Source organism: Paraburkholderia sp. SIMBA_027, assembly GCF_046535315.1.
GTDB lineage: Bacteria > Pseudomonadota > Gammaproteobacteria > Burkholderiales > Burkholderiaceae > Paraburkholderia > Paraburkholderia tropica.
The window spans coordinates 1-279 of sequence record NZ_JAWRWY010000389.1; the positions used below are offsets into that span (position 1 = coordinate 1).

Consider the following 279-nt stretch of genomic DNA (forward strand, 5'->3'; position numbering starts at 1 on the left):
CGGGCTTTTCCAAAGGCCAGTCGACATCCTGTCCGTATCCTTCGTGCTTCTTCAAGTAGGCCGCTATGTACGGGCAATGCGGAATGATCCGTTTGCCCGACGCCACGACGTCATCGAGTGCGAAGTGGGCGAGCACCTTCGCCAGGCCTTGGCCCGTGAACCCGGGCTTCGTCTCGGTATGTGTGAAGTCGATGTGGCCAGGCCGGTCGAGGAACTGTGAAATCACTGCCAGCTCGCCACCGACGTGAAGCTCGTAGCGGTGGAATTTGTCGTTGCGTG

Annotated in this window: 1 protein-coding gene; it reads right to left on the minus strand. The window is 59.5% G+C overall.

Annotated features, from left to right (window positions below; all coding sequences use genetic code 11):
• A partial coding sequence (locus SB764_RS39535) for a GNAT family N-acetyltransferase (RefSeq protein WP_410866688.1) occupies positions 1-279 on the minus strand: 279 nt, incomplete at both ends.